At 58.2% G+C, this 7,663-nt stretch carries 5 protein-coding genes and 1 pseudogene; 3 read left to right on the top strand and 3 right to left on the bottom strand.

The annotated features are described in order from the left end of the window. A pseudogene (locus Q4Q11_RS29975) lies at positions 1-157 on the bottom strand (aldo/keto reductase); the annotation flags it as partial. A 136-nt stretch (positions 158-293) separates the two neighbouring features. Here Q4Q11_RS29975 and Q4Q11_RS29970 point away from each other — a divergent pair. Further along, positions 294-1,205 carry a LysR family transcriptional regulator gene (locus Q4Q11_RS29970; protein ID WP_498571748.1) on the top strand — a complete coding sequence of 304 codons (912 nt, stop codon included), beginning with the start codon at positions 294-296 and terminating at the stop codon, positions 1,203-1,205. Positions 1,206-1,405: 200 nt separating this feature from the next. Beyond that, complete coding sequence (locus Q4Q11_RS29965; RefSeq protein WP_112512006.1) at positions 1,406-1,813, top strand: helix-turn-helix transcriptional regulator; 408 nt, start codon at positions 1,406-1,408, stop codon at positions 1,811-1,813. A gap of 108 nt (positions 1,814-1,921) precedes the next feature. Here the strand turns inward: Q4Q11_RS29965 and Q4Q11_RS29960 are convergent, their stop codons facing one another. Then, complete coding sequence (locus Q4Q11_RS29960; RefSeq protein WP_498571747.1) at positions 1,922-3,343, bottom strand: pilus assembly protein TadG-related protein; 1,422 nt, start codon at positions 3,341-3,343, stop codon at positions 1,922-1,924. 380 nt (positions 3,344-3,723) lie between these two features. Between Q4Q11_RS29960 and Q4Q11_RS29955 the strand changes: the two genes are divergently transcribed. Continuing rightward, the gene (locus tag Q4Q11_RS29955; RefSeq protein WP_498571746.1) at positions 3,724-5,799 is read left to right on the top strand and encodes a putative bifunctional diguanylate cyclase/phosphodiesterase; all 2,076 of its coding nucleotides are present in this window, start codon (positions 3,724-3,726) and stop codon (positions 5,797-5,799) included. Positions 5,800-5,940: 141 nt separating this feature from the next. Here Q4Q11_RS29955 and Q4Q11_RS29950 read toward each other — a convergent pair. Continuing rightward, positions 5,941-7,663 (bottom strand): glycoside hydrolase family 3 protein (locus Q4Q11_RS29950; RefSeq protein WP_498571745.1); only part of this gene is annotated, 1,723 nt, incomplete at its 5' end.

Raw genomic sequence — 7,663 nt, 5'->3', positions numbered from 1 at the left:
AGAAATTGCCGCCGGCATCGACATAGGCGTTGAAGATGGCTCGTGCCGCCTCCTTGTCGGCGCCCCATCCCCATTCCGTGCCGAAAGTCATCGTGCCAAGGGCAAACCGCGTTACCTTCAGGCCGCTATTGCCCAGCGTATAGAATTCCATGCTCATCTTGATGCTCCTCTTTGAATTGATGGCGTTCGGCGATCGAGCCGGCCCATCACGATTTGATAGGTTCAGCTTCGCCGCTTCCGCGCCATTCGATAAGGTCATTTAATTCGCATGCATTATGCGCTATAGTGCATGAATGGAGCGCGACCTGCTGACTCATCTGCCCATTATTGCCGCCGTGGCGCGCCGTAGCGGTTTTGCCGCCGCCGCCAGTGAACTCAATATGAGCGCATCGGCCGTCAGCCATGCCGTGCGGCTGGTGGAGGAAAGGCTTGGCCAGCCCCTGTTTGCGCGCACGACGCGCAGCGTAGCGTTGACCGAGGCCGGAAAGAGCCTGATCAGCACCATTGCCCCGGCCTTGCAGGACATCCATGAACGCATCGAACACATCAAGGCCGTCAAGGGCAGACCGAGCGGCCTATTGCGCATCAACGCCTCCCGTATCTGCCTGCCGCTTGCCGTCACCCGCGTGATCTCGGCCATGGCCGAGCGTTATCCCGAGATCGAAGTGGAGGTCTTTTCCGATGAACGGCTGACCGATATCGTTGCCGAAGGTTTCGATGCCGGCATCCGCGTCGGCGAGATGATCGCACAGGATATGGTGGCCGTCCGCCTCACTCCGCCGTTTCGGTCGATCGTCGTCGCCTCTCCCGGCTACATCGGACGCTTCGGGCGTCCGAACACTCTTGGCGATCTTTCCAGCCATAATTGCATCGGCTACCGCCTCATCCGCTCCGGCGGCCTCTATCAATGGGAGTTCGTGGAGGACGGAAGAGATATTGCCGTCACCGTGAATGGCCGGGCGATCGTCACGGAAGCGCATTCGGCCGTCGAGCTTGCTTTGGCGGGAGTGGGCTTGGCATACGTCTTCGAGCCGCTGGTGGCGGCGGAAATCACCTCCGGCAGGCTTGTTCAGCTCTTGGACGGTCACGCAGTGACCGAGGCCGGTCTTTTTCTTTACTTTCCGCGCCGGGCGGAACTGGCGCCAAAGCTCAGAGCGTTTATCGACACCGCGCGCCAGCTCAGCCGCCAGTCGGCCTCTGGCTAGGCAAGAAGTGTCGTACGGCCTCCGCCTCACCCCGCCGGGATAGTCAGATTGCGCAGGAATTATACCAAACGCGCATGAAATGAGCGATCTCTCAGCCGCGGAGATCAATTGGCATTGCCGTTTCTCGAAGCGCCCGGCAGTCATAACCGAGCGGCTCTGCCCGCTTGGTGGGACGGTCTCACCGGCAAAATGAGGTACAAGTGCAAGATACGTCGAAGAAGAAGCTTCCCAGTCCCGTCGATATTGAAGTCGGCAACCGTATACGTGCGCAGCGGCGTCTGCTGGGCATGAGCCAATCGGCGCTGGCCGAAAAGCTTAGCCTGACATTTCAGCAGGTTCAAAAGTATGAGAAAGGCGTCAACCGCGTCGGCGCAAGCCGCTTGCAGCGCATTGCAGAATGCCTCGATGTTCCGGTCTCGCACTTCTTCGATAATACGATATCAGGCGACCCTGCCTGCCTAGACGAACCATATGCTATCAGGAACGATCTCGTCGGCTTTCTCTCATCCGCAGAAGGCGTCGAGCTTAACCGTGCCTTCGCAAAGATCAAGAACGCACGGACACGCCAAAAACTCGTAGACCTGATCAAATCGGTTGTTCTGATCTAGACCATCTCTCCTGCAGCTGGCGATATTTTTGCGCGGTTTCGGCCGCAGCATATGTAGTGCCCCGGCCGGGCGCAACAACGGGCTTGCGACACCGCAAGAAGATTGGCGTCAGCTTGTAATCCGGGGCGTGCGAATGACCTTCAGGAACAACGCGTTCATCGCATCCGAGATACCCTGCGTCGGGCTCACCTCGAAATAGAGACCGGGTGAGGCGCAGCTTTGCAGATCGCTGCCGATTTGCGATTGGAAGGGCGCAATCCACTGATTGTACCAGCCGTTGGTCGGCAGCGGAAAATAGGTCGTATAAAGAATGGCGATCTTGATGTTCTGGTTCTTCAGCGGCTGGCAGAAGGCCGTGGCGAGCGGCTCCTGGCAACGGCCGTTCGTCGTCGGCTTGGTGCAGGTATTGGGCTTATAGCTGTCACCGACCCCGTCGGTGACAAGGAAAAGAACCTTCTGACGATCGGAACTGGTTTTTCCGCTCCCGCCGGTGCCAATGATCGGCGCTAGCTGAGTGAGCATCGTATCGAAACTCGTGTCCTGGTCGTTGTTGTAGCCCTGTTGAGGAACTGTCATCAGGTCCACGTTCTGCTTGCTGATGGCACTGCTAACCTGCGCCATATCGGATGACAGCGGCGATACGTTGGTCAAGCCAATTGTGTGGGCGTCAGCACCGAATGTGTAAACGGCCATTCTGTATTGGTCGGGGGTCACCCGGTTTGTCGTAGCGGTTTCCGTAAGCGACTGTGTCGCCTGGCGAACGACGTCGATACGCGTATTGATCTTCAGTATATTCGTCGCAAGATTGTAATAGTCGTTCGTTGAACCTTTAATATGGCACGCAAAGGCACACTTGTCTGACGTGTTTGCCACCATTTTATCAATATCGGCCATAGTAGCACCGATCCCCATGGATGGCGTGTTGTCCAGCAACATGTGGAAATCCATGAAGTTCGCTGTCTGATACTGTGCGGATGCCGAGCCGCTGACGGGAATGGATGTTTTTCCGATAACCTGGCTTAGCGTCGTCGGCACGTTCGCCGAAAAATTGACCGTCGATGAGACGATATTTCCCGTGCGCGTTACCGCGGCGCTGACGCTAACCGGTATGTTCTGAAGATCGGTCGATGCCTGTCCTTGAAAGAGTTTGTTGGCATCGGCCTGTCCGATTGTGACTGTTCCGTCGCTCGTCATGGCCATCGCGGCTGCGACCGCGGGAGACGAATCCGCAATGGCGCCGACGGCCGCCGCATCAGCCGCGTTCTGCAATTCTGTTCTGACGAGCATGGCGTTGCTGACATCAAGCGCCAGACCACCCGCCGCGATCAACGGAACGGCGACGAGTGCCGTCATTATTCCAAAATTACCCGATCGATCCCCGAGCAGCTTTCTCGAAAGCCTGTACAATGCGTGCAGCGGCTGCGGGTAGATCCAGTATTTCGTCACGGCAAGCTCTCTGTATATATATTGCAAGTTGTGCCTACAAATTTTTCGCGATATGAAAGTATCGTTACTTTCAAATACACTCATTTATATTGTCGGAGATAAATATTGATATTCCAATAAAATATAAGACTTCATTTTACATTACCGATATTGAGAGAAAATTTACCAAGAAATTGAACATGTTCTTCAAGCCCAAATGGGCGCCAAACAAAAAAACGAAGCCGCAATCGCCAGGAAATGAAGTTCATTCGCGTCGCAATCGGCTGACTTCAGGAAAAAACATGCCGCAAGGGTCGAAAACGCGATCGAGACTGAGCCGGAATGGCACATGGGCTGCCATTTTTCTCCGGCTGTCTTTACCCGATTTTTAGTGTTTGACCGCGAAAGACTTCATCATCGATTTCGGGCGCGACAACGACAATTGGAAATACAGTTGCCCTTGTGACTAGAATTGGGATCTTCACGTGCGCGTTCTCTCCTGCATCATCACAGGACACAATCCATGGCTCGTTCTGCTTGCGGCCTTCGTCTGCATCAGCGGTGGCTGGATTACGCTCGGCCTGCTGCGGCGGGCCGAAAATACCCGCGACCTTCAGCGCGGCGGCTGGATCTTTCTGACCGCCGTGGCGGCCGGTTCCTCGATCTGGTGCACGCATTTCATTGCCATGTTGGCCTATGAGGTCAGTGCACCCGTCACCTTCGATCCGATCCTGACCATGGCCTCCCTTCTCCTGGCCGTGATTGGCTGTGCCTGCGGTTTTGCGATTACCCTGTCACGCTTGCCGTATGTTGCGCAGGAATTGGGCGGAGCAGTCGTCGGCTTTGCCATCACTGTCATGCATTACACCGGCATGATGGCCTATCGCGTCGACGGCATCGTCGAATGGAACATGGGCTATGTCGTCGCCTCCGTCCTGTTGTCGGTGATTTTCGCAGCACTCGCCTTTAATCAGGCGATTAGGCGATCCTGGCGTTTTGCATGGTTTGCCGGCCTCGTCCTTTTTGTTGCCGCGGTGGTCCTGCTGCACTTTACGGCAATGGCTGCGGTATCGGTCACGCCGCTGGCCATGGGTGCCGGGCTTGTCGATTCCCATGCGCTGGACGCCATGGCCGTTGCAGTTGCCGGCGGTGGTCTGCTCATCATCGGCACCGGCGTCGCAAGCTACATGATCGATGAGCGGGCCTCGCGCGAATCCTATCAGAAACTGCAGCACATGGCGCTCAACGATCTTTTGACAGGCTTGCCCAACCGCAGCAGTTTCAGCGATTATCTGCAGGCCGAGCTCGGACACGCCGCGGAAGACGGGGCCAAGCTTGCGGTCATCGGCATAGATCTCGACCGTTTCAAGGAAATCAACGACCTGCGTGGGCACAAGGCGGGCGACCAGGCGTTGAAGGCAATCGGACGCCGGCTCCTGCGGCTCGTCAGGGACGGCGAGTTCGTCGCGCGTGTCGGTGGTGACGAATTTGCCGCGACGAAAAGGTTCCAGAACCAGAGCGAGCTTTTGGATTTCGTGGCGCGTCTGGAAAAGGTCCTGTTCGAGCCCATCCGGATCGACGATTTCGAGACCGTGACGGGAGCAAGCATTGGCGTCGCCGTCTACCCGGATGACGGCACCGATCAGGAGCGCCTCGTCAGCAACGCCGATCTTGCCATGTATCGCGCCAAGGCCGATATCGGCCGCGCCGTCTGCTTCTACGAGTCGCGGATGGACGAGGCCGCCCGTGCCCGCCATACGCTGGCGCAAGACCTGCGCCGTGCCGCCGAACTGGAGCAGCTCGAACTGCACTATCAGGTGCAGACTTCGGTGCGAACCGGCGATATCTGCGGCTATGAGGTACTGCTGCGCTGGAACCATCCCGAGCGGGGAGCCGTGCCGCCCTCGGAATTCATCCCGATTGCCGAAGAAAGTGGCACAATCCTCGTCATCGGCGAATGGGTATTGCGGACCGCTTGCAAAGAGGCGGCGTCCTGGGACAGGCCTTACAAGATTGCCGTCAATCTCTCGCCCGTACAGTTCGCCCATGCCGATCTTGCCAAGCTCATTCATTCGATCCTTCTCGAAACGGGCCTGCCGCCGGCAAGGCTGGAGCTGGAAATCACCGAATCCACCATCATTGCAGACAAGAGCCGCACGCTGCACGTCCTGCGGCAACTCCGTGCACTTGGCGTGACCATTGCAATCGACGATTTTGGAACCGGCTATTCCTCGCTCGACACCTTGCGCTCCTTCCCCTTCGACAAGATCAAGCTCGATCGCTCTTTCATGAGCGAAGTGGATGGGAGCATCCAGGCGAAAGCCATTGTCCGTGCCGTGCTCGCGCTCGGCAAAAGCCTTGAAATTCCGGTTCTGGCGGAAGGCGTCGAAACCAATCACCAGCTCGAAATCTTGCGTATGGAAGGCTGCGACGAAGCCCAGGGGTTCTACCTCGGGCGTCCGAAACCCGTTGGACAGATCTTTCAAGCAGCTTCCACCGACCGGGATGAAGAGTTCTCCTTCTCCGGACGCGTCCCGCCACTGCGCATGCGCCGCCGCTAAAGCAATTCAAAGCATTCCAGGAAAAGCGGAACGGCTCCAGAAAGACCGAACCGCGCTGACGCAGGAGCCGGCAATCCGGCACGCTGATCTCGGCGCCCCTTCATCCATCCGCGAATTTACCACCCGCTGCCGCCCGTAGTATCAGATCGAACGGTCCGACACGTCCCCGATCCATTCTCTTGCTAGTTCGATCGTGACGGCGGAACGGATATCGGCAGAATTGGCGGCCGCCAGAAGCTCATAGCGACCGGCCGCGGCTCGGAAGGCTCCAACCTGCTCGTCGAAATAGCTGAGATCACGTGGCCGGACGACAAGCAAGGCCGTGCCGGTCTCGCCGGGCGCCAGCCGAAGCTTGGCAAAGGCACGCAACTCCTTGTCCGGGCGCTCGACCGTTGAATCAAGAGGCCGCACGTAAAGCTGCACGAGTTCGGAGCCGGTTCTGTCGCCCGTATTGGTGACATCGATGGTAACCGTGACCCCCTCCTCAACCATGTGCATCGCCGATGCCTGCAGGTTAGCCCAGGAAAACCGCGTATAGCCAAGGCCGAAGCCGAATGGAAACAGGGGCTCGACGCCGCGCTTGTCATGGTGGCGGTACCCGACGAACACGCCTTCGGCATAGCGCACATGCCCGTCCTTGCCGGGATAGACGGCCGCATCACCAACAATGGCGGAATTGTCTAAAAGGCGCTTTGGGAAGGTCTGCGGCAGGCGTCCGCCGGGCTCGGCATCGCCAAACAGCACATCGGCGACCGCGTGACCCAGTTCCTGACCCGGATACCACATCTGCAACACGGCCCGAACCTTGTCGAGCCACGGCATCTCGATCGGTCCGCCGGTCTGCAGCACGACGACCGTATTGGCGTTTGCCGCCGCCACACGTTCGATCAGTTCCTCTTGCCGGCCCGGCAGGCGCATATCGGGCAGATCGAGACCTTCCGTATCCCATTCGCCGTCACGGCCGACAAAAAGCAGGACGACATCCGCATCCCTTGCCTTTTCAACGGCATCCATCATGGCGTCTTCGCCGAGCGGCTTTTCCACGCCGAAGCGCACCGCCGTCAGATTGATCCCTTCCTCGGTCACGGCAGACGAGCAATAGTCGACGACCACCTGGTAACGCTGTCCGGCGTCAAGATGGATGCCCTGCCGCTGCTCGACATTGGCTGTGCCGAAATAATTGTCGCCGCGAGCCCAGCCGTCATAGCCGTTGACGACAAGTTTGCCGTCGACATAGAGCCTGGCAAGACCCGCATTCGTCATGCCGAAGACGTGCTCGCCACTTTCCGCCGGTATGTAAGACGCTGTCATACGGGCCGAAAAATCATTGGGATCGAGCTTCGCAGACGGCAGATCGAACCAGAAGAATTCGCCCTTGTGTGCCGTTTCGGTCGCCACCACTGGCCCCGCGAGATCGCGCCCTGCAAAATACTCCACACGCATTTCACCGGAAAAGACGTTGATCAGGCGATTGTTGCGGCAACCGCTGGCATGATGAATGCTGTTGGCGTTGGACAGTGCCTGGCGAATGCCCTCCAGCGGACTGATCCTGTAATGGGCGGCGATCTGGGCGCTGCCTCCGCCCATGACACGGGCCTCGGCTGCATTCGGCCCGATCACCGCCACATGTCCGAGCCCTGCCTTTTGCAGCGGCAAAATGCCGTCGTTTTTCAAAAGCACGGCACCCTCGGCTCCAATCTTACGGATCAAAGCCCGATCCTGTGGCAAATCGAGCGCATGCTCGCTTAAATCGGGGGCCTGCTTAAAAGCACCGACGCGGTCAAGCAGGGTCAGGATGCGGCGCGCGGCTTGGCGCACCGTCTCCGGCTTGACCTCGCCGTTGCGCACCGCTGCCACGAGCTTC

It is taken from the genome of Rhizobium sp. UFLA01-1127, assembly GCF_059803845.1.
The sequence above is the reverse complement of the archived record's forward strand: the minus strand, read 5'-3'. Positions and strand labels throughout refer to the sequence as shown.

What these genes read in the sequence shown, in the direction of transcription:
- Q4Q11_RS29970 (WP_498571748.1), top strand. Translation starts at nt 294, where the DNA reads ATGGAGCGCGACCTGCTGACTCATCTGCCCATTATTGCCGCCGTGGCG.
- Q4Q11_RS29960 (WP_498571747.1), bottom strand. Translation starts at nt 3,343, where the DNA reads ATGAGTGTATTTGAAAGTAACGATACTTTCATATCGCGAAAAATTTGT.